The organism is Flavicella sp. (genome assembly GCF_029238425.1).
Lineage (GTDB): Bacteria > Bacteroidota > Bacteroidia > Flavobacteriales > Flavobacteriaceae > Flavicella.
Window position 1 is genome coordinate 46,565 of the sequence record NZ_JAQWGB010000101.1, and the last position, 20,533, is coordinate 67,097.

At 34.1% G+C, this 20,533-nt stretch carries 17 protein-coding genes; 8 read left to right on the plus strand and 9 right to left on the minus strand.

The annotated features are described in order from the left end of the window. Nucleotide 1 precedes the first annotated feature (1 nt). Nucleotides 2-910 (minus strand): 16S rRNA (cytosine(1402)-N(4))-methyltransferase RsmH, encoded by a 909-nt coding sequence (gene rsmH / locus P8H68_RS07505; protein ID WP_300323018.1) that lies wholly within the window; start codon nucleotides 908-910, stop codon nucleotides 2-4. After that, the gene (locus tag P8H68_RS07510; RefSeq protein ID WP_300323020.1) at nucleotides 894-1,370 is read right to left on the minus strand and encodes a division/cell wall cluster transcriptional repressor MraZ; all 477 of its coding nucleotides are present in this window, start codon (nucleotides 1,368-1,370) and stop codon (nucleotides 894-896) included. Before P8H68_RS07510 ends, rsmH begins: the two co-directional genes overlap by 17 nt. Before the next feature lie 223 nt (nucleotides 1,371-1,593). Here P8H68_RS07510 and P8H68_RS07515 point away from each other — a divergent pair, with 223 nt between their 5' ends. The 3 genes from P8H68_RS07515 to P8H68_RS07525 are packed head-to-tail and all read left to right on the plus strand — an operon-like array spanning nucleotide 1,594 to nucleotide 3,734. Further along, nucleotides 1,594-2,358: an alpha/beta hydrolase gene (locus P8H68_RS07515; protein WP_300323021.1), complete on the plus strand. Its 765-nt coding sequence runs from the start codon at nucleotides 1,594-1,596 to the stop codon at nucleotides 2,356-2,358. A gap of 60 nt (nucleotides 2,359-2,418) precedes the next feature. Then, complete coding sequence (gene yihA / locus P8H68_RS07520) at nucleotides 2,419-3,027, plus strand: ribosome biogenesis GTP-binding protein YihA/YsxC (RefSeq protein WP_300323023.1); 609 nt, start codon at nucleotides 2,419-2,421, stop codon at nucleotides 3,025-3,027. A 20-nt stretch (nucleotides 3,028-3,047) separates the two neighbouring features. Next, nucleotides 3,048-3,734, plus strand: a complete 687-nt coding sequence (locus tag P8H68_RS07525) for an RluA family pseudouridine synthase (protein WP_300323025.1) — start codon at nucleotides 3,048-3,050, stop codon at nucleotides 3,732-3,734. Between the two features lie 51 nt (nucleotides 3,735-3,785). On the opposite strand, the gene ilvA is transcribed toward P8H68_RS07525, so the two are convergent. From ilvA to P8H68_RS07560, 7 genes are all read right to left on the minus strand, one after another. Continuing rightward, nucleotides 3,786-5,027, minus strand: a complete 1,242-nt coding sequence (ilvA, locus tag P8H68_RS07530) for a threonine ammonia-lyase IlvA (RefSeq protein ID WP_300323027.1) — start codon at nucleotides 5,025-5,027, stop codon at nucleotides 3,786-3,788. Nucleotides 5,028-5,171: 144 nt separating this feature from the next. Then, complete coding sequence (gene ilvC, locus P8H68_RS07535; protein WP_300323029.1) at nucleotides 5,172-6,644, minus strand: ketol-acid reductoisomerase; 1,473 nt, start codon at nucleotides 6,642-6,644, stop codon at nucleotides 5,172-5,174. 194 nt (nucleotides 6,645-6,838) lie between these two features. Beyond that, nucleotides 6,839-7,357, minus strand: coding sequence for an acetolactate synthase small subunit (gene ilvN, locus P8H68_RS07540; RefSeq protein ID WP_300323031.1), 519 nt, complete (start codon nucleotides 7,355-7,357; stop codon nucleotides 6,839-6,841). Between the two features lie 6 nt (nucleotides 7,358-7,363). Further along, complete coding sequence (ilvB, locus tag P8H68_RS07545) at nucleotides 7,364-9,079, minus strand: biosynthetic-type acetolactate synthase large subunit (protein WP_300323033.1); 1,716 nt, start codon at nucleotides 9,077-9,079, stop codon at nucleotides 7,364-7,366. Between the two features lie 51 nt (nucleotides 9,080-9,130). Next, nucleotides 9,131-10,810 carry a dihydroxy-acid dehydratase gene (ilvD, locus tag P8H68_RS07550; RefSeq protein ID WP_300323035.1) on the minus strand — a complete coding sequence of 560 codons (1,680 nt, stop codon included), beginning with the start codon at nucleotides 10,808-10,810 and terminating at the stop codon, nucleotides 9,131-9,133. Between the two features lie 303 nt (nucleotides 10,811-11,113). Then, complete coding sequence (gene truA / locus P8H68_RS07555; protein WP_300323037.1) at nucleotides 11,114-11,896, minus strand: tRNA pseudouridine(38-40) synthase TruA; 783 nt, start codon at nucleotides 11,894-11,896, stop codon at nucleotides 11,114-11,116. Between the two features lie 6 nt (nucleotides 11,897-11,902). After that, a complete protein-coding gene (locus tag P8H68_RS07560) occupies nucleotides 11,903-13,444 on the minus strand; it encodes a hypothetical protein (RefSeq protein ID WP_300323039.1) in 1,542 nt (513 codons plus the stop codon). A gap of 381 nt (nucleotides 13,445-13,825) precedes the next feature. Between P8H68_RS07560 and P8H68_RS07565 the strand changes: the two genes are divergently transcribed. The 5 genes from P8H68_RS07565 to P8H68_RS07585 all read left to right on the plus strand — a co-directional run. Further along, nucleotides 13,826-14,986: a 2-isopropylmalate synthase gene (locus tag P8H68_RS07565; RefSeq protein WP_300323041.1), complete on the plus strand. Its 1,161-nt coding sequence runs from the start codon at nucleotides 13,826-13,828 to the stop codon at nucleotides 14,984-14,986. A 193-nt stretch (nucleotides 14,987-15,179) separates the two neighbouring features. Beyond that, nucleotides 15,180-17,342 carry an HAD-IIB family hydrolase gene (locus P8H68_RS07570; RefSeq protein WP_300323053.1) on the plus strand — a complete coding sequence of 721 codons (2,163 nt, stop codon included), beginning with the start codon at nucleotides 15,180-15,182 and terminating at the stop codon, nucleotides 17,340-17,342. Between the two features lie 2 nt (nucleotides 17,343-17,344). Then, complete coding sequence (locus tag P8H68_RS07575; RefSeq protein ID WP_300323043.1) at nucleotides 17,345-18,811, plus strand: glycosyl hydrolase family 32; 1,467 nt, start codon at nucleotides 17,345-17,347, stop codon at nucleotides 18,809-18,811. A gap of 239 nt (nucleotides 18,812-19,050) precedes the next feature. Next, nucleotides 19,051-19,848, plus strand: a complete 798-nt coding sequence (gene epsC / locus P8H68_RS07580) for a serine O-acetyltransferase EpsC (protein WP_300323046.1) — start codon at nucleotides 19,051-19,053, stop codon at nucleotides 19,846-19,848. A gap of 17 nt (nucleotides 19,849-19,865) precedes the next feature. Then, nucleotides 19,866-20,533 (plus strand): pyridoxal-phosphate dependent enzyme (locus P8H68_RS07585; protein ID WP_300323048.1); only part of this gene is annotated, 668 nt, incomplete at its 3' end.

A 20,533-nucleotide genomic window follows, 5' to 3' on the forward strand; every position in this document is an offset into this window, starting at 1 on the left:
CTTACTTCTTTTTTTTCAAGGTAGCAATACGAAGCTTTGCACTTCTTGCTCTGTTGTTAATCTTAATCTCTTCGCGAGTAGGAACAATCATTTTCCCAACATTTTTTAAAGGAACATCTATATTTCCATAAAAATCTTTTTCTGGCTCCCCTTCAAACAAACCGTTTTTAATAAAACGCTTTACCAATCTGTCTTCTAGCGAATGGTAAGAAATTACACTTAACCTACCATTCACCTCCAACAACTTAGGGGTCTGTAGCAAAAATTCTTTCAAAACTTCCAATTCTTGATTGACCTCAATTCGAAACGCTTGAAAAATCTGTGCTAATATTTTATGTTCTTTTGCTTTAGGTAAAAACTGCTGTAAAACTTCTTTCAACCTAAAACTAGTTACAATCTTTTCTTCTTCTCTTTGCTCCACTATTTTCGCTGCCAACGCTCTAGCATTTCGCAACTCACCATATTGAAACAACACATTACTCAATTGCTCTTCTGTATACGTATTCACAATTGTATAAGCAGATAACTCATCTGACTTGTTCATTCTCATATCTAACTCAGCATCAAAACGAGTTGAAAAACCACGTTCGGCTTCATTAAACTGATGCGATGAAACACCTAAATCACCAAGAATCCCATCCACTTTAGTCACTCCATAAAAACGAAGAAACCTAGATATATATCTAAAATTCTCTTGAATCAAAACAAAGCGCTCATCATCAATAATATTTCTTTGCGCATCTGGATCCTGATCAAAAGCAAATAACTTCCCATTTTCTCCTAAACGACTTAATATCTCTCTTGAATGACCTCCACCACCGAAAGTAACATCCACATAAACACCATCTGGCTTGATTGCCAATGCATCTACGCTTTCTTTCAATAAAACTGGATTATGATATCCTTCCATCTCCTTCATTATTTATCGTTCCCATCACATCCTCTGCCAACTCCGCAAAATCAACAGCCGCCTCATCAATGGCTTGCTCATATTTATCTTTATCCCAAATTTCAATAATCGAAATTGCCGAAGACATCACCACCTCTTTGGTAACCCCTGAAAAAGTCAATAAATCTTTTGGAATCAACAACCTTCCCGTTGCATCTAATTCAATCTTTTTAACCCCAGCAGTAAAACGACGAATAAAATCATTATTCTTTTTCACAAAACGATTCAATCCATTCATCTGAGCCATCACAGCATTCCACTCCTTCATAGGATACAATTCTAAACAAGGCTGAAAAACCGATCTTTTCAACACAAAACCTTCATGCAAAACAGGATCCAACTGCTTCTTTAATGCAGATGGCAAAAGCATCCTCCCCTTAGAGTCTGCCTTACATTCATATGTTCCTACGATACTTTCCAAGTCTTGAGATCTGAGATTATAGAATTCAAAAGTAAGAATTATTTACCACAATTTCCCACAATCCTCCACTTTGTTAATAAGTTCTGTTATTTTCTCCCACTTTGCATACTTATCTCATATCGTGGTGCTTAAAAATGGAATTCGCAAAAAAAAGTAGAAATATTGAATGAATGTTTTTTTGTAAAAAAAAGAGTACATTTGTCAATCGTAAAAAAGATTATAAATGATCGACAATATTATTACAGAAGGGGAATTCACTTACAAAGAAGCTGGCGAAGGAAAAGCCATCATTCTCCTACACGGTTTAATGGGAACAGCTAGTATGTTTGATGGTATTCTTGAATATTTTGCAGACAAAGGATATAAGGTTCTTGTACCTGAGTTACCTATTTATAGCTTACCGTTGATAAAAACAAATGTGAAACATTTTTCACTTTTTATAAAGAGATTTATTGAGCATAAAAATCTAGAAAGACCCATTTTAGTTGGAAACTCTTTAGGTGGACATATTGCATTATACATTACAAAGCATTACCCTGAGCTTGTTAGTAACTTAGTCCTTACTGGAAGTTCTGGTTTATACGAAAGTGCGATGGGAGATAGTTACCCAAAACGAGGTGACCGAGTATATGTAAGAAAGAAAGTAGAAATGGTATTCTACGATCCAGCTACAGCTACTGAAGCTATGGTAGACGACTTATTTGAAGTTGTAAATGATAGAGGAAGTGTTTTAAGAATTTTATCTCTTGCGAAGAGTGCTATCCGTCATAATATGGCAAACGACTTGCCTGATATGAAAATGGAAACATGTTTGGTATGGGGAAAACAAGATACAGTTACACCACCGGAAGTTGCGCATGATTTTGACAAATTAATGCCAAATTCTGAATTATTTTGGATCGACAAATGTGGTCACGCTCCAATGACTGAGCACCCTGATCAATTTAATAAAATCGTTCATGATTGGCTCATAAAGCACAATCTTTAATAACTCATAAACAAACACAAATTTTTAAAAAAATTTGTGTTTGTTTTTTATAAGCATCCCATGAAAATCAAAACGGCTTCTTTTGAAATTAGTAATTCTGATGTAAGCAAATGCCCAAAAGAACGTATTCCAGAATATGCTTTTATTGGTAGATCTAATGTAGGTAAATCCTCTTTGATCAATATGCTAACAGGCCAAAGAAAACTTGCCAAAACATCGGGTACTCCTGGTAAAACTCAATTGATCAATCATTTTAAAATAAACGAAAGTTGGTTTTTAGTAGATTTACCTGGATATGGATACGCAAGAGTTTCAAAAAAAACCAAAAGAACGTTTCAGTCTTTTATTAAAAATTATTTTCTGCAAAGAGAACAGTTAATTTGTTCTTTTGTATTGATTGACTCAAGACATGAGCCTCAAAGAATCGACATGGATTTCATGCAGTTCTTAGGAGAAAGTCAGATTCCATTTTGCATCATTTTCACCAAAGCTGATAAATTAACACCAACAGTGTTAAAACGTAATATTGAAACCTACAAAGCAAAATTACTAGAAGACTCTTGGGATATTTTTCCAGATTACTTTGTTACCTCATCCACTTCAAAAGAAGGTAGAGACTCGGTTTTAGAATTTATTGACAAGGTTAATTTACAACTGAAAGAATCATAACAAACATCTAAAAAATTCTTTTGAGATCCAATTCAAACAACATAGAGATCCTATTTGAAGACAACCACATCATTGTTGTCAACAAAAAAACGGGTGACCTAGTGCAAGGTGACAAAACAGGAGACGCACCCTTAAGTGATATTTTAAAAGAATACATAAAGAAGAAATACAACAAACCAGGAAACGTTTATTTAGGGGTTGTTCATCGTTTAGACAGACCCACTACTGGAATTGTCATTTTCGCTAAAACCTCGAAAGCCTTGGAACGACTAAATAAAATGCTTCGAGACAAAACCATTGACAAAACTTACTGGGCAGTTGTAAAAAACAAACCCTCAAAACCTGCCGATACGCTTGTCAATTATTTAAGAAAAAACCCAAAGAATAATAAAGCAACGGTTTTTAACAAAGAAACAAAAGACACGAAACGAGCTGTATTACACTATAAAATCATCAAAAGCCTAGATAACTATCACTTGCTTGAAATTGATCTGGAAACCGGTAGACATCATCAAATTAGAAGTCAATTGGCAAATATCAACTGCCCGATAAAAGGAGATTTAAAATACGGATTTAACAGAAGCAATAAAGATGCTGGCATCCATTTACATGCTAGAAAAATAAACTTTATGCATCCTGTAAAAAAAGAACCCATAGAAATTATTGCACCTACTCCCAAAGATCCAATTTGGGATGCTTGTCATTAACTCATCAGTACTTTACATCTTAAAAATACTCTAAAACCTACTCGTTAATTTCTACACCAAAAACTGAAATAGCTCAGGACTCTCATTCAAATACTCTCCTAAAAAACCTTTTTCTTTCATTCTTATAAGTAACGGCTCAAAATCGTCTTTGCTTTTCAACTCTATTCCCACCACTGCAGGACCTTTATCTCTATTATTCTTTTTAGTATATTCAAAATAGGCTATATCATCATTGGGCCCAAGCACCTCTACAACAAACTCCTTTAATGCACCTGCACGTTGTGGGAAACGTATGATAAAATAATGCTTCAACCCTTCGAACAACAAAGAACGCTCCTTCATCTCCTCCATCCTCGTAATATCATTATTACCTCCACTTACAATACAGACAACATTCTTTCCCTTGATTTCCTCTTTATACAAATCCAAAGCAGCTATAGAAAGAGCTCCTGCCGGTTCAACAACCAAGGCATTTTCATTATACACTTTTAAAATAGTAGAACACACTGCTCCCTCTGAAACAACATTTGCTTTATACACTAGTTCTTTACAAATCTCAAAGGTTGTCTCCCCCATCCTCTTTACTGCAGCTCCATCAATAAACTTCTCTACATGATCTAAAGTAGTATTCTCTCCTTTTTCCAATGAAACATTAAAAGACGGTGCCCCTTCAGGCTCAATACCAATAATTTTGGTAGTCGGACTTAATATTTTAAAAACACTCGAAACCCCTGCAGCCAGTCCTCCTCCTCCAACTGGTAAAAACAAATAATCTATCGTTTCTTGAGACTGATCTACCAACTCCAAGCCTACTGTCCCTTGCCCAGCCATGACATCTTCATCATCAAAAGGATGCACAAAGGTAGCACTATGCTCCTTGCAATAGACTGAAGCAGCAGCATAACTAGCATCATAGGTATCCCCTTCTAACACTATCTCCACAAAGGATTGTCCAAACATCCTAACCTGACCAATTTTTTGATTTGGAGTTGTAGTAGGCATAAAAATCACTCCTTTCACCTTTAACTTCTGACAAGCCAAAGCAACTCCCTGTGCATGATTTCCTGCACTAGCACAGACCACACCATTGACCAAATCTTCTTTAGATAAATTTACAATTCTATTGTATGCTCCTCTAATTTTATATGAACGAACCACCTGAAGATCCTCTCTTTTAAAGGAAATAGAAGCTTCATATTTTTTAGAGTAATTCTCCATTACATCCAAAGGAGTAACTTGAACTATATTCTTTATATTTTTTTGAGCCTTTAGTACGCTTTCTATTGGGATCATTGTTTATTATTTTATGAATTGTTCTCGATACTATTTTCTACGTTTCACTTCTAAAATCACTCGAACTGACATCTTTCCCTTGATTAGTAAAAAAAAGCCTGATAAACTTTCGTCTATCAGGCTTTGAATATAAATTGTATCTAATTATACGATTTTTTTCATTGCAGTCATAGACTCTCTTAAGTACTCACCAATTTCCTCAACACCATGCTCTCTAATAGCAGCGTTCACTTCAATAAGTTCTTTATTATCTACACCGTTATCACCATCGTTAAAAGGCTTTCCAATTAAATTCAATGGAGCATTTTTAACGTACTCAGCAATCAATGGCTTCGCAGCATGATCAAATAAGTAACATCCGTACTCTGCAGTATCAGAAATTACGCTATTCATTTCATATAATTTCTTTCTTGCAATTGTATTAGCAATTAAAGGAGTTTCATGTAAAGACTCGTAGTAAGCAGACTCATCAATGATTCCAGACTCAGTCATCGCCTCAAAAGCCAACTCAACACCAGCTTTTACCATAGCAACCATTAAAGTACCATTATCATAGTACTCTTGCTCAGAAATCTCAACATCACCTGCAGGAGTTTTCTCAAAGTTCGTTTCTCCAGTAGCAGCTCTCCAAGTTAATAAGTTTTTATCATCATTAGCCCAGTCTTCCATCATTGTTTTAGAGAAGTGACCAGAAATGATATCATCCATATGCTTTTGGAATAACGGACGCATTAAGTCTTTTAAATCTTCAGAAGCTTTAAACGCAGCAATTTTAGCTGGGTTAGACAATCTGTCCATCATGTTTGTGATTCCACCATACTTCATCCCTTCCGTGATAGTTTCCCATCCGTATTGAATTAATTTAGAAGCATATCCAGCATCAATTCCTTCAGCAACCATTTTATCGAAACACAAGATAGATCCTGTTTGTAACAATCCACAAAGAATTGTTTGCTCTCCCATTAAATCAGACTTCACCTCAGCAACGAAAGAAGAATTTAATACTCCAGCAGTATGACCACCTGTACCAACAGCATACGCTTTAGCGTAATCCCATCCTTTTCCTTCTGGATCATTCTCTGGGTGTACTGCGATCAACGTAGGTACTCCAAATCCTCTTTTGAACTCTTCTCTTACCTCTGAACCTGGTGACTTAGGTGCAACCATGATTACAGTGATATCCTCTCTTACTTGCATTCCTTCTTCAACAATGTTGAATCCATGAGAGTAAGATAAAGTAGCTCCTTTTTTCAGCAATGGCATCACAGCAGTTACAACAGCTGTGTGTTGCTTATCTGGAGTTAAGTTGATTAACAAATCAGCCGCAGGAATCATCTCTTCGTATGTTCCAACTGCAAATCCATTTTCAGTTGCATTGATATAAGACTGTCTTTTTTCAGCAATTGCAGCTGGTCTTAAAGTGTAAGAAATATCCAATCCTGAATCTTTCATGTTCAACCCTTGGTTCAACCCTTGAGCTCCACATCCAATAATAACGATCTTTTTACCTTTCAATGCTTCTACACCTCCGTCAAATTCTGATCTATCCATGAACTCACATTGTCCCAATTGTTCCAATTGCTCACGTAAAGAAAGTGTGTTAAAATAATTTGCCATTTTTCTTTTGTTTGTTAATTTATTTAAAACTAATCGATTACCTGTTTTTACACGGTAATAACTTATTAGCTATGCTATTAATTTTTATTGCGATTGCAAAAATATAAAAACCTTTGCTTATATCTTAATAATCTTATAATTATCTCTAAAAAAACCTATCTCATATAATAAGAAACAGATCTCTTGTTAAAAAATTATAGATTTTTCAATTGTTCAGAGATTTTCATTTCTGTTTTTGACACAGAAATTCTACCCGTCCTAACGAATTGCATGATTCCATAAGGAGCTAATTCATCATACAAAGCTTCCGTTTCTTTTCTAAATCCTGTTTTTTCTATTACAAAAAAGTCCGGGTTTACCGTTACAATACTTGCATGACTATTTTTGATAATATTCTGAATCTCTCTTTTATCAAATAATAAATTGGAAGCAATTTTATACAAGGCAGTCTCATGAAAAATGATTTCATCATCTGTATGATAATAGGCCTTAATTACTTCAATTTGTTTTTCTATCTGACCTACAAGTTTCTTTACAGCAACTTCTGTCATTCTTGCAACAATCGTAAAACGATGTACATTTTCAATTTCAGACCTGGAAACATTCAAACTTTCAATGTTGATGTGTCTTTTCAAGAAAATAGTTGCAATTCTATTTAATAACCCTGGATTATTTTCTGTGTAAACAGAAATTGTAAATAATTGTTTTTCCATTTTCTTTTATTTTAATCTTACATCTGAAACACTTGCTCCTGTAGGTACCATCGGGAAAACATTGTCTTCCTTCTCAATCATTACTTCTAAGAAATACGATTCTTTTGAAGCAATCATTTCTTTCACAGCACCGGCCAAATCCTCACGTTTTACAACTTTTGTTGCTTTGATATCATAAGCCTCTGCAAGCTTGATAAAATCAGGATTCGTCATTACTGTTGAAGCATAACGCTTGTCGAAAAACAATTGTTGCCACTGACGTACCATCCCTAAGAACTCATTGTTCAAAACAACGATCTTAACTGCAGCACCGGTTTGTAAAATAGTACCTAATTCTTGACAAGTCATTTGATAACCACCGTCTCCAATATAGGCCACTACTTCTCTTTCTGGAGCTCCCATTTTAGCACCAATAGCTGCTGGCAATGCAAATCCCATTGTTCCTAAACCACCTGAAGTTACATTACTTCTAGTTGTTGTGAAATCAGCATAACGTACTGTAAACATTTGATGCTGACCTACATCAGAAACAATTACTGCGTCTCCGTTTGTTTCTTTATTTACTTGGTTGATTACCTCACCCATAGTCAAACCTTCTTTGGTTGGTTCTAACTGTGGAATGATAACCGCCTCGTCTTCTATTTTTCTATATTCCTTAAATTCATTGTGCCAAGCTTCATGCTTCGTCTCATTGATAAAAGGTAATATTTTTGCTAAAGTATCTTTTGAATTACCAATTACGGCAACATCCGTTTTTACATTTTTATCAATCTCAGCAGGATCAATATCAAAATGAATCACTTTTGCTTGTTTCGCATACGTATCTAACGTACCTGTTACACGGTCATCAAAACGCATCCCAATCGCAATTAACAAATCACATTCGTTTGTCAGTTTATTCGGTCCATAATGTCCATGCATTCCAACCATCCCAACATTCAATGGGTGCTCAGTTGGCAAAGCCGACAAACCTAATACTGTCCATGCAGAAGGAATTCCACCTTTCTCAATCAAAGCTTTTAGTTCAGCTTCAGCCTCTCCTAAAATAACTCCTTGACCAAAAACAATAAATGGTTTTTTAGCCGCATTCATCAACTCAGCAGCTTCTTTTACCTTTTCAATATTTGTTTCAGGAACAGGCTTATAACTTCTTACTGCAGAACATTTCTCATAAGAGTAATCCAATTCACCTAATTGCGCATCTTTAGTAATATCAATTAAAACTGGACCTGGTCTCCCTGATCTAGCTATAAAAAATGCTTTTGCAATGGCAGCAGGAATATCTTGAGATTTTGTCACTTGGATATTCCACTTTGTTACAGGAGCAGAAATACTAATTACATCTGTCTCTTGAAACGCATCTGTACCTAACAAATGAGATGCTACTTGCCCTGTAATACATACTAAAGGTGTAGAATCAATTTGTGCATCAGCAATTCCTGTAATAAGGTTTGTAGCCCCAGGACCCGAAGTTGCCAAACAGACACCTACTTTACCAGAAACTCTTGCAAATCCTTGAGCAGCATGAATTGCACCTTGCTCATGACGTGTTAATACATGCTGTAGTTTATCTTGGTACTTATATAACTCATCATAGATTGGCATAATTGCCCCTCCCGGATAACCATAAGCTAAATCTGCACCTTCCTCCAAAAGAGCTCTTACAACTGCCTCAGCACCTATAATTCTTTCAGTTGACTTATTATTTGTTGAATTTCCCATATTCGAAAATTTAATATATCAATTGCGAACAATTGAAAATGTTTTTAGGAATTAGTATTTATCTGTAACACAACCTTCAGATGCAGTAGCAACTGATTTTGCGTATTTAAATAAAATTCCTTTGTTATGTTTTAATGCTGGTTGTACCCAGTTTTCTTTACGTTTTGCAATCTCCTCTTCAGAAACTTTCAACGTGATAGAATTGTCCTCTGCACTAATTAAGATTTTGTCTCCAGTCTCAACCAATCCGATCAATCCACCATCTTGCGCTTCTGGCGTTATGTGCCCAACAACAAAACCATGTGTACCACCAGAGAATCTTCCATCCGTAATCAAAGCAACAGATTTTCCTAAACCAGCTCCCATAATCAAAGAAGTCGGCTTTAACATTTCCGGCATACCAGGTCCTCCTTTAGGTCCTACATAACGGATAACGACGACGTCCCCTCTTTCTACTTCTCCATTAGAAATACCAGTATTTGCAGCTTGTTCACCGTCATAAACAACAGCTTTTCCTTCAAATACCAATCCTTCATTTCCAGAAATTTTAGCAACAGCTCCTTCTTCAGCAAGGTTACCATATAAAATCTGTAAGTTTCCTGAAGACTTCAATGCTTTATCCGTTGGAAAAACAACATCTTGATCTTCAAATTCCATCGCTTCAACATCTGCTAAATTCTCAGCCAATGTTTTTCCTGTAATAGTCATACAGTCACCATGTAAAAATCCTTTTTCTAATAAATATTTCATAATTGCTGGAGTTCCACCAACACCATGAACATCTTCCATCAAGTATTTTCCAGAAGGTTTTAAATCTGCAATCAATGGAGTTCTATCAGAAACTCTTTGGAAGTCTTCTAATGTAAACTCAACATCAGCAGCATATGCAATTGCTAAATAGTGTAATACCGCATTTGTTGAACCTCCTAATGCATTTACAATAGCGATCGCGTTTTCAATAGATTTTTTTGTTACAATATCCTTTGGCTTTAAATCCAACTCCAATAAATTTTTCATTGCCTGAGCAGTACGCTCAGATTCTGATAATTTATTAGGATTCTCAGCTGGAATTGAAGAGTTATAAGGCAACGCCATTCCCATACATTCAATAGACGAAGCCATTGTGTTTGCAGTATACATACCACCACAAGCTCCTGCTCCAGGAATAGATGCTTTGATAATCTCTCTGTATTCTTTATCATCAATTTCACCCGCTACTTTTTGACCTAATGCCTCAAAAGCAGATACGATGTTTAATTTTTTTCCTTTGTGATTACCAGAACGAATTGTTCCACCGTAAACCATGATAGATGGACGGTTCAAACGCAACATTGCAATAATAGCACCTGGCATATTTTTATCACATCCAACAACACCAATAAGACCGTCATAACTCTGAGCGTTTACAACTGTCTCCATAGAATCTGCAATGATATCTCTAGAAGCTAATGAATAGTTCATTCCAGAAGTTCCCATTGAAATTCCATCACTCACACCAATAGTATTAAAAACCAATCCGACCTGCTCATTTTTATTTGCTTCTTTCTTGATTTCTGCAGCCAATGTATTCAAATGCATATTACATGGGTTTCCATCATAACCCGTACTTGCAATACCGATTTGAGGTTTTTTCATGTCTTCATCTGTTAAACCTACCGCATATAACATCGCTTGAGAAGCTGGTTGAGACTCGTCTTGTGTTAATCTACTACTGTGTTTATTTAATGCCATTTTATAATTTTTTATATCCTCCTAAAAGGAATACGTTTCAATCCTAATTTGATTTCCTAAGCAAATATAATACTGCCTAATTATTTTTTTATTTTTTTCTACAATACACTACGTTATTCAAGCGCACATTTAAAACCCCTAAACACTGTATACCAACAAGTTACATTTAAAAATCTACAACGATAAACTCAAAAAAAAGGATAATTTTCGTAAAAATCACCCTTTTCTTTAACGATGTGCAAATATCTGCATATAATTATTGAAATTCAAGATTTAAAAATAAATTTTCAAAACAAAAATGCTTTAATCAAAAGTGATAGAATCTAAGGTCAATCCCGATGAAGGTGCCAATTCTTTTAAAGTATCCGAGGAAGGATTCGCAAGAGTATCTTTGATAAATTCGATATCCACCAAACCTTTTCCTAACTGAAACAAAACGCCCATCATCAATCTAATTTGATAACGCATAAAACCAGCTCCTTCGACTTTTAGCATAAATGTTTTTTTAGGAAAAAAATTAGCCACAAGCGTTGTGTTCTCAATAATTTCACAAGAAATAATTTCTCTTTCAAAAACGGTATGTTCTGAAGGTTTATATGCATATCGCTGAAAATTATGAAGTCCCTCAAAAAGTTTTGCTCCTTTCTGCATCAGTTCAATATCTAACTCTTCTAAAACACCTAACATAAATGGAGCACAAAAGGGATGTATCTTTTCACTACTCGAAAATAAATAACTGTATTTTTTTGTAGAAGAATTTTGAATAATATTAAAACTAGCATCTACTTCAGAAATTTCAATAATTCTTATGTCGTTTGGCAGACTTTTATTTAGCTTCTGGGTCAATACAGCTTCCTCTAATTTTTCATAAACAAACAGCTCAAAAGCAGACTGTTGAGCAGACACCATCATATCTGTCCTGCTAGCTCCCAAAACTTTAAAATTTGAATGTTTAAAAACGAATGACAGTGTTTTTTCAACCATCTTCTGTACCGTTTTCACATTAGGTTGCACTTGCCAACCATGATAACGAAATCCTAGATATTGAAATTTAACTAGATAAAAATATTTTTGCTGCTGTGACATGAACTTCTATACTCTAGAACGCATTTTTCTTTTCACTACCTCTTCCACCGGAATTCCTTCAATATTTGATTCCAACCAAGAAATAATATCTAAATACAAAAATGCCCTCTTTTCATAAGGATGGTCTTCAAATTCCTTCAGTTCTTTATGTAGTTTCTTGAAGGCATCTTTCAATTCATTTGGATACAAAGAAGTCAGATTTCTTAAGAATTTGATCATTTTTTTCTGAACCTCATACAAGTTATCCATTTTTAGTAAAAACTTATAGGTAGACTTGATCAGTTCGTCAATATTTTGGTCTTGTCCAGATTCATAATGCGCAACCAAGTCCAACACTCTTGTATAACAAAGCAGGTCTTCACGCATTTTTAGATCCTTATTTTGTATAATTTTATTTAGATAAATAATACAATTATCATAATCCCCAGCACCAAAATACATACATCCTATTTTATAATAAAATAACATCACGTGATGTGCATCTATCTTTTTACCAAAAGCTTTGATCTGACTTAAAACATCGGGTACAAATTGAGTTCCTTTTTCAAATTCCCCTTCTAAATAATAAAGATTTATTTTATGTTGATACAGATATAAATTGGCCAATAACAAGGTGTTTTCGTTGACAAAAAACCTTCTATATTCAATGGAATCTTCCAATGAAATTAAGGTTTCATTAAATTTATATGTCTGCTGCAAATAGAAAAGAGATTCTAAAGAATAATTTACCGCTTTCAAATAAAACACCGGATGCAACTGTTTCATATCCGGATATTCATCAAACAACGCAACTAATTTTTGAGAATACCTGTAACAAGACAAAAAGTCTTGAATGATAAAAGCATACCACAACTTTGCTTGAAACAAAAACATTTTACCAGTAAAACCTTGTTCTGAAAAAACAAAATTTGGCAAACGAGCTTCGTAGTAATCGTTTACAATCTTAAAGTCATTATCGTTTCTAACGTAGCCATATTTTAAAAACCAACTATATAATTGCAACGATAAATTGGAAAGCTTTGAAACCACCACATTTTTTGCACTTATATTTTTAGCTTCAACAGACAATATATCTGCGCGATCACTCATAGATCTCGTAATATACTGCGACTCTATAACTTTTTCCAGCTCAACCAATTCATAAGCTAAGGTATATTCTTCTTTGCTAATGGCTACATTTTTGGTTTTATCCAAAATTTTCAAACTCTGTTTATACAAACCTTTATTGTATAATATTGTAGCAAAATCCAACTGCTCTCTAATTTGCGTTCTAGCATTTTGATGAATCGGACTCAAACGCAAACTAATTAAAATTTGCTTGTATAAATGTGCTTTTGAATTTGAAATTTGCTGTTTCTTGATATTCGTTTTCTTCAATATCAATTGCTCATCATAGACTTCCATTTTATCCATAACACTAAAAAGCGCCATAAAATTAGCTTCAGCGTTTCCACCTAATCTCCCTGCATACAGTTTAAACTGCCTCTTCTCTGATTTCGACAAAGACTTGATTAATAAAAAAAGAGAATCTTTTTGATCCTGTGGCATAATGAAAGTTTATAATTTCCTAACTAGAAAAACAAACTTACTACATTTTTTACATTTTTCTGAAAAACTCATACAAATAGAAATCCACTTGTCAAATTCTACTAAAATCCCTGTTATTTATATAAACAAACTAAAAACAAATCCTATTTATTCTAAAATAAGAAATCCACCTACTCTAAAACAGACCAAAAACCAGTCAATTTTGGTTTGCCAATTTTTCAATTAGCCATTGTAAAAAGAAAACACCTTAATTATTGATTTACAGTTCATTAACTCGTTCTTAGAAACAATTGAATACAGTAATCATTGTAGATATCGTAATAAAAAAGGCAATATATACGTTATTTTTGAAGTATAGTTAAAACACAAATACAAGGAAAGATGAGTGATAATCATGTTCAAATTTTTGACACAACCCTAAGAGATGGTGAGCAAGTACCTGGATGTAAACTGAATACTTCGCAAAAATTAGTTATTGCAGAGCAGTTAGATTTATTAGGAGTTGATATCATTGAAGCTGGTTTCCCTGTTTCAAGTCCTGGTGATTTTAAATCAGTTGAAGAAATTTCTAGAATTGTAAAAAACGCTACGGTTTGTGGACTTACTAGAGCACATGAAAACGACATTAAAGTTGCTGCTGAAGCACTTAAGTTAGCAAAAAGACCAAGAATCCATACAGGGATTGGTACTTCTGAATCTCATATAAAATATAAATTCAACACAACTCCAGAAAAAATTATTGAAAGAGCTCAAGCAGCTGTGAAATATGCCAAAGGATTTGTTGAAGATATTGAATTTTATGCAGAGGATGCTGGTAGAACAGACAATGAGTATTTAGCTCGTGTTTGTGAAGCTGTAATTAAATCAGGTGCTACAGTATTAAATATACCCGACACTACAGGATATTGTTTGCCTGAAGAATACGGTGCAAAAATAAAATACCTTAAAGAAAATGTAAAAGGTATTGAAAATGTAATTTTATCATGTCATTGCCATAATGATTTAGGATTGGCAACTGCTAATTCTATCGCAGGTATCGTTAATGGTGCTAGACAGATTGAATGTACCATCAATGGTATTGGAGAAAGAGCTGGAAATACTGCTTTAGAAGAGGTTGTTATGATTATGAAGCAACACCCTTATTTGGATCTTGACACAAATGTGAATACACAAATGCTGTTTGGTATCAGTCAATTGGTTCAAGAAAGCATGGGAATGGTTGTTCAACCAAATAAAGCTGTTGTCGGTGATAATGCCTTTGCTCATAGTTCTGGTATCCACCAAGATGGTGTTATCAAAAACAGAGAAACATATGAGATTATGGATCCAGCTGATGTTGGAGTAACAGAATCTTCAATTGTTTTAACAGCAAGAAGCGGTAGAGCTGCTTTAGCGTACAGATTAAAAAACAATGGATATGAGTTGACAAAACTTCAATTGGATGCTACATACCCTGAGTTCTTAAAATTTGCAGATACAAAGAAAGAAATCAATGATGAAGATTTACATATTCTAATGGAAAGATGTGAAATCAAAGCATAATTTATAAAAAACCATACAAAAAGCCTTACTAATTTAGTAAGGCTTTTTTTTGTTTAAAACCGAACCATCTGTTTACTAAACCTCTCATTACAAGCAATAAATTTGGATAAACCCTAAAAAAAACGTAATATAATAAGGTAACTAAAAGTTTACAGCTTACATTTTTTCTATATAACTATAATACTTAAACCATATTGCTATGAAATTACGTATTGCGTTGATGAATGTACATGGCCTTGTTCGAGGTGAAAATCTTGAAATAGGTAGAGATGCCGACAACGGCGGTCAAACTAGATATGTTTATGATCTAGCCATGCACCTATCAAAACACCCCAAAGTTAAATCAGTTCACATTTTCACACGACTCATAGACGACCCAGAAGTGTCTAAATGTTATTCTATTCCAAAAGAAAGAATCAATTCTAAATTAGAAATACATCGAATTCCCTTTGCTGGTAAAAAGTACCAACCAAAGGAATACTTATGGGATTTTTTAGACGATTTTGTCTCAGGTACTATTGCTCATATGAAAAAAAATGAAATTTTACCTGATTGGATTCACAGTCATTATGGCGATGCGGGATATGCGGCTGTGGAATTATCCAAAATATTAAATATTCCTTTTTGCCATACTGGTCATTCGTTAGGATTGCATAAAAAAATAAAACTTTTAGAAAAAGGACAATGCGAAGAGGAACTTGAGAAAAAATTCAACTTCAAAAAAAGAATTGATGCAGAAGAATTAGTTTTAGAAAATTCCGAATTTATAATTACATCTACGCATCAAGAAATTCAATCTTATGAACAATATAAAAACCATCAACAGGCAAAATTTCAAATAATTCCGCCTGGAATAAATATCGATAAATTTGAACCTTATTATTGTCACAAAGATGAAAACGAGAATAGCAAAAGACATCATTGGGTAGGAGAAAAAATAGAAAAATTTTTATCAAACCCTCATAAACCAGTTATTGTTGCGATTTCTAGACCAGACCGTCATAAAAACCTAAGAACTCTTATAGAAGTTTATGGTAAAAACAAAGAGCTTCAGAGCCTAGCAAATCTTGTGATTTTTGCCGGAATTAGGCAAGACATCAACGAAATGCCGGATAAAGAAAAATCCGTACTGACCGAGATTCTACTTTTAATGGACAAATATGACCTTTATGGAAAACTTGCAATTCCTAAAAAACACGATGTAGAAAATGAAATTGCTACTATTTATTCTTATTGCGCAGAAAAAAAAGGAGTCTTTGCTAGCTTAACTCTGTATGAAAATTTTGGCCTCACTATTATTGAAGCAGCAAGTTCAGGCTTACCTGTTGTTGCAACTAAATTTGGTGGCCCTTCAGAGATCATCCCTAACTGTAGCAATGGAATTCTTGTAAATCCACTGAACGCAGATGAAATTAGCTCAGCTTTGATAAAAACCCTTACAAATAATGACATCTGGAGAAACCATTCTGAAAACGGTATCTCCAACGTAAGAAAAATCTACAATTGGGAAAGTCATGTAGAAACTTACTTAAAAAGAATTTGTGAAAATTTAAAAGCATCGTCTAGTAAAAATTATGATGCTACAGGAATCCCTATACAATTAAGACTTAAACAGAACATAGAAAAATTAATCGTATGTGATATAGATGGAACATTATTGCATCCCGAAACGAATAACCCAGGCTTAGAAAAACTTTTATTTCAACTAAACAAAAGACCAAAAAATGTAGCTTTTGCACTTGCTTCTGGTAGAAACTTAACTAAAACTATTGAGTTCTTAAAGGAATATGATGTTCCTACTCCAGATATTGTCATTTCTTCCGTTGGAACAGAAATTTACTATCCTTATCAAGATAGTTTTCACCTGGATAAAAAATGGCATAAATTTATTGGAGGAAGATGGAAACGCAACGAAATCTACAAGGCTTTAAGCTCTATCAAATGGCTTAAATTACAAGCTGACCTTGGGTCTCAAAATATTTATAAAATCTCATACGATTACATAAAAGAAGATTTCAATTTAACTGAAATTAAAGATGCCCTAGGAGACATCTATCACTTGGTAAATATCATCGCGTCACAAGATCAATTTTTAGACATCATTCCTAGAAGAGCTTCCAAAGGAAACTCCGTAAAATATGTGTGTAGAAAATGGAATATTCCCAAAAAATCTACTTATACCGCTGGGGATTCTGGTAACGATAGCGATATGTTTATGCCTTTGGTAAAATCAATCATTGTAAAAAATCACAGTAAAGAACTTATTCCTTTGCTCCATCTTCAAAACAATTACGCCTCTAAAGGAATTGCAGCGGAAGGAGTTTTAGAAGGATTAAGACACTATAAAGTTTTATAATTATGTATTCAGGAGGAGGATTTAGCAAATGGGAAATTGGTGATATAGATGTATTTATCCATAATGGTAAATACCATTTATTTCATCTTATTATCCCCAACCATGATTATATCGCTCATGCCACATCTGAGGATGGAATCAACTGGAAAAGAAATAAAAATGCACTTTTTGTTGGTCATCCTGGAGAATGGGATGATGATATGCTTTGGACCATGCATGTTTCGCAAGAACAAGATTATTTTGTGATGTACTATACAGGACTTAAAAGAGAAGATCAAGGAGATATTCAAAAAATCGGAAAAGCAAAATCATCTGATTTAATTCATTGGGAAAAAGATACTTCTTTTGAACCCATTGGCTCCGATGCTCCTTATTACGAATGTTCAGAGACAAACAACCCAAGACAATGGTTAAGCTTTAGAGACCCCTTTTTATTTAGAGATAATGATAAAACACATTTGTTAATCTGTGCTAGAGGGCCAGAAGGCTTTGTCTCTAGAAGAGGCTGCATTGGACTTGCAACACTTGAAGACCAAACATTCAAATTAAAAAAGCAGCTGTTTTCCCCCATGGTATATGACGATGTGGAATGCCCCTGTGCTTTTACAATTAATGGCATTTACTATTTGATAGGTTCTATAAGGGAAGATTTAAAAATCCGATATTGGTTTTCTGATAAATTTAAAGGAACCTATGCTTCTTTTAACAGCAATGTCCTCCTTCCGAAAGGGAATTATGCCGGAAGAGTTGTTAAGGACGGAGATCATTTATTGGTATATGCCTTTTATTTTGCAGGAAAAAGCGTCGATACCTTTAGAATTATCACTCCTCCAAAAGAAATCGTTGCTGATGAAAAAGGTCGACTTAAATTAAAATCATTCTATCGATGGGAAGAAAAAGTGACTAAAATTATACCCCAAACAGGTTTCAATAAAACGGAAGCGCTGTTAGGCAACCCCACAAGTGTTATTATTGAAACTCTTGAAGAAAGAATCGTTAGTACTAAAAGTGGCTATGAATTATTTGGTTGTAAAAACCCTTTTAGAAATTTTATTTGGGAGGGTGAATTGCATCTTTACAATTTAGGAAAATGTGGATTGGTTTTTAATTCTGACGAAAACGGAAACGGATACTATATTTCTTTTGACTATTTAAATGGGTTTGTACAAATCAGGCAATGGGGGCACAATGATCAAGACATTGCAAATAATTTTATCTTTAAAAACTTACAAATAAATCAATTTGAAAGAAGCGAAAACAAAAGTGTTACTTTTTCTTTGATTGCCTACGGTACTTATATCGAACTTTCTATCAACGGAATTGTAAGATTGACTCTTGTTGACTCACTGTTTCAAGGAGGATATATTGGAATTTACTGCTCCTCTGGTAAAGCTGGCTTAACAAATAGTTATCTAAAAAAACTAGCCGAACCCGAAACAGAATATGGAATCAAACAGGAACAACACTAAATATAAGCCTTACTAATTCAGTAAGGCTTTTTTATTGTAAGAAAATTGGTGTTACAACGACTTGAATGCTAAGTTTTACTTTAGTACTTTTGAAGTCTACTTTAGACAAAAAAGATGTTAATACAACGAACACATACTTTAAGATTTTTTCACACCTCAGATTTGTCGTGTGATTGTTGTTGCTGTTTCTAAATTGACTTGCATTTAAATTATTAAATTAACATTTAACATCAGTAATCATGACAAAAGATCTGATTATCAAAAATATTGATTCTTTAAAGAATCATACCGCTATCAATTACGGTATCAAAACAAAAACAGAAACTTTTACCGAAAAATTATTCTATACGCTGTTTGACACGAGTGCAGACTTGCATAAAAGTATAGACGAACTTGAAGTTTTATTCAAACAGATTTCCGTGGTTGCTTGCAAAAAACCTGAGGACCTTTGCAATTCTATTTGGGATAAATTTTTAGCGAGCTTGCCAAATGTTCTAGAAAAATTAAATCAAGATGCGAATTTCATTTTAGAAAATGATCCAGCATCAAATGATTTACAAGAAGTATACCTTGCATATCCTGGATTTTATGCCATTGCCATTTATAGATTAAGTCATGAACTATATCTTTTAAACATGCCATTATTCTCAAGGTTAATGAGTGAATATGCACATAGAATCACTGGAACAGATATTCATGCTGGTGCAGAAATTGATTCACCATTTTTTATTGATCATGCCACGGGTATTGTTATTGGAGAAACGGCTCATATCCACAAATACGTAAAAGTCTACCAAGGTGTTACCTTAGGTGCATTAAGCGTTAGTAAAGACATGAAAAATGCAAAAAGACATCCTACTGTAGAAGAAAATGTATGCATTTATGCAAATGCAACTATTTTAGGGGGTGAAACCATTATCGGGAAAAACAGTATTGTTGGAGGTAACTCATGGGTGACACGTTCTACCCCAGAAAACTCTATTGTTTTGAACACCACTACAACCGATGTCAAAATAAAAGAAAAAGAAGACCGTTAATTCATTAAAATCTCACTATGAATCCTAAAAAACTTGTTGATTTAATTGGAAATACTCCTTTAGTAATAAGTCAAAATTTAGTAAAAAATAAAAACGTTCAACTTCTTTTAAAATTAGAAGGTAATAATCCTGGAGGAAGTGTAAAGGACAGAGCTGCTTACAATATGATTGCTTCTGCTCTAGAAAAAGGAGTAATTAAAAAAGATGATATTCTAATTGAAGCTACCAGTGGAAACACAGGTATTGCACTTGCAATGATAGCCCAAATTCTAGGAATTCAAATTGAATTGGTTCTACCTGAAAACTCAACAAAAGAAAGAACTCAAACCATGAGAGCCTATGGAGCCAAAGTTATTTTAACTCCAGCCTCTGAGGGAATCATTGGATCTAGAGATTATGCTGATAAAAAAGTTGCCGAAGGTGGTTATATCATGTTAAACCAATTTGCCAACAAGGACAACTGGAGAGCTCATTATAAAACAACCGGACCAGAAATTTGGAGAGACACAAAAGGAAGCGTTACGCATTTTGTTTCAGCAATGGGAACTACAGGTACCATCATGGGAACTTCTCGCTATTTAAAAGAACAGAATCCTAATATTCAAATTGTTGGGGCACACCCAAGTGATGGCTCAAAGATTCCAGGAATTAGAAAATGGCCTGAAGAATATTTACCAAAAATATA

What these genes read in the sequence shown, in the direction of transcription:
- ilvN (WP_300323031.1), bottom strand. Translation starts at nt 7,357, where the DNA reads ATGGAAAAACAATTATTTACAATTTCTGTTTACACAGAAAATAATCCA.
- ilvC (WP_300323029.1), bottom strand. Translation starts at nt 6,644, where the DNA reads ATGGCAAATTATTTTAACACACTTTCTTTACGTGAGCAATTGGAACAA.
- ilvB (WP_300323033.1), bottom strand. Translation starts at nt 9,079, where the DNA reads ATGGGAAATTCAACAAATAATAAGTCAACTGAAAGAATTATAGGTGCT.
- truA (WP_300323037.1), bottom strand. Translation starts at nt 11,896, where the DNA reads ATGTCACAGCAGCAAAAATATTTTTATCTAGTTAAATTTCAATATCTA.
- P8H68_RS07565 (WP_300323041.1), top strand. Translation starts at nt 13,826, where the DNA reads ATGAGTGATAATCATGTTCAAATTTTTGACACAACCCTAAGAGATGGT.
- epsC (WP_300323046.1), top strand. Translation starts at nt 19,051, where the DNA reads ATGACAAAAGATCTGATTATCAAAAATATTGATTCTTTAAAGAATCAT.
- P8H68_RS07575 (WP_300323043.1), top strand. Translation starts at nt 17,345, where the DNA reads ATGTATTCAGGAGGAGGATTTAGCAAATGGGAAATTGGTGATATAGAT.
- P8H68_RS07515 (WP_300323021.1), top strand. Translation starts at nt 1,594, where the DNA reads ATGATCGACAATATTATTACAGAAGGGGAATTCACTTACAAAGAAGCT.
- ilvA (WP_300323027.1), bottom strand. Translation starts at nt 5,027, where the DNA reads ATGATCCCAATAGAAAGCGTACTAAAGGCTCAAAAAAATATAAAGAAT.
- P8H68_RS07560 (WP_300323039.1), bottom strand. Translation starts at nt 13,444, where the DNA reads ATGCCACAGGATCAAAAAGATTCTCTTTTTTTATTAATCAAGTCTTTG.
- ilvD (WP_300323035.1), bottom strand. Translation starts at nt 10,810, where the DNA reads ATGGCATTAAATAAACACAGTAGTAGATTAACACAAGACGAGTCTCAA.
- yihA (WP_300323023.1), top strand. Translation starts at nt 2,419, where the DNA reads ATGAAAATCAAAACGGCTTCTTTTGAAATTAGTAATTCTGATGTAAGC.
- rsmH (WP_300323018.1), bottom strand. Translation starts at nt 910, where the DNA reads ATGGAAGGATATCATAATCCAGTTTTATTGAAAGAAAGCGTAGATGCA.